Here is a 1684-nt window from a genome sequence, read left to right on the forward strand (position 1 = left end):
ATCGCGCGTGCCTTGGCAGTTGAGCCTTCCTTCATCATTGCTGATGAACCGATCTCAGCTTTGGACGTTTCTATTCAGGCCCAAGTTGTCAACTTGATGAAAGACCTGCAAGAAGAAAAGGGATTGACTTATTTATTCATCGCGCATGATTTGTCGATGGTCAAGTACATTTCTGACCGAATTGGAGTTTTGCACTTTGGACACCTATTAGAAGTTGGTCCGGCCGATGATGTTTACTTAACACCGTTACATGATTACACGAAGAGTTTGATTTCAGCGGTCCCTGAACCGGATCCAGAGTTTGAAAGAACTCGTAAACGCGTTCCTTATGATGCTTCGATCGAGAAAGATAAAGCAGGCCAACCACGTAAATTGCGTGAGATTACGCCAGGCCATTTTGTTCGTTGTTCAGAGGAAGAAGTTCCATTTTATCAAGAACGTGCGGCAAGTTATAAAAAAATGAACAAGCAACACCTAATGTTTAATTAGAAATGAAGAGCAACTATTTTCTGAAAAAGAGAAAAGTTGCTCTTTTTTTGATAGAAATGGGCCAGTTTTGCGTATTTGAGGTTAGTTAAAGAAAGGAGAATGATCAGATGCGCAAAAAATCATTCGACCAGCAATACCTAGAAACGCTAAGCAAGCGAACGTCATTAAATATAAGAGAACAAAAGCAATTGCAATCTTGTCAGAAAGGTTTTGAAGGAGAGTGCAGGACCGATGAAGTAACTGTACAAGTCACAAAAGGACTTTTTTTGTGTCTAGATGATGTGAATCTAGTTTTTGATGATCAGCGAATTCAAATTGATAAGTTACTTCAAATAGGAAATAGGCTGTATTTAATTGATATTAAAAATTATCATGGTCATTATACTTTTCATGATCGTACCTGGTATTGTAACGGGAAGCCCTTGACTCACAGTATCTTTGGCCAAATTGATCGTGCACACGATATATTAGCGCGGATTTTTGCAGAAAATCATGTGAACATTGAAATTATAAAAGTGCTGGTCTTTACTGATTATGAAGTAGAGCTTGATATTCAGGAAGAAACCGGAGTAGTGGTTAAATACTTATGGGATTTTTGCGGCTGGTTGCAAAAACTATGCACTGAGTCGGGGCAAAGAGGATCAATACCTTGGAAGGAGTGCTTAGAGTCCTATACTGTTACTCCTTATCGACCAGTTACGGATTTTTCCTCAGAGATGACGCGGAAATTAACGTCTGGAATTATATGTCCTAATTGTAATGGATTTGAATGGCAACAGCACCGGTATTATTTATGTTGCCAGCATTGTGGTTACTGTGAGCCTAAAGAGACTGCTTATGTGCGCACAATTTGTGAGTATGGAACTTTATTTTTCAAAAAAACGCTAAAGATTGGCGAATTGATGAAATTTTTGGGACAGAACTATAGTAGAAGTTATTTGGAAAGAGTTTTGCTAAAACATTTTCAGTCACTTAAATTCAAATCCAAGCAATTTTGTTATCAGAATAATGGAATCGAATTTGAGTATTGGTTTAGTGACAGAAAAAAATACTTTGATAAGCTGCAAAAGAGAATCCACTGGGGAAGTTAAGCTAAATATAGCTTTAAGCTGGGGCACTGGTAAGAATGCAACGCAAACTTCGCCGAAGCAAGCGTCACAAGCAAGAATGTGACGCAAACTATGGTGAAGTAAGT

Annotated in this window: 2 protein-coding genes; both read left to right on the plus strand. The window is 38.4% G+C overall.

Translation table 11 applies throughout. The annotated features are described in order from the left end of the window. Positions 1–489: ABC transporter ATP-binding protein (locus tag FC65_RS10540; RefSeq protein ID WP_162257065.1), on the plus strand; the 489-nt coding region annotated here is incomplete at its 5' end. Between the two features lie 107 nt (positions 490–596). Next, complete coding sequence (locus tag FC65_RS10545) at positions 597–1580, plus strand: nuclease-related domain-containing protein (protein ID WP_056972686.1); 984 nt, start codon at positions 597–599, stop codon at positions 1578–1580. Positions 1581–1684: the final 104 nt, after the last annotated feature.

Source organism: Ligilactobacillus acidipiscis DSM 15836, assembly GCF_001435755.1.
Classification (GTDB): domain Bacteria; phylum Bacillota; class Bacilli; order Lactobacillales; family Lactobacillaceae; genus Ligilactobacillus; species Ligilactobacillus acidipiscis.

Bases quoted from the DNA above. Each gene is read 5' to 3' on its own strand.
- FC65_RS10545 (WP_056972686.1), top strand. From the start codon at position 597: ATGCGCAAAAAATCATTCGACCAGCAATACCTAGAAACGCTAAGCAAG.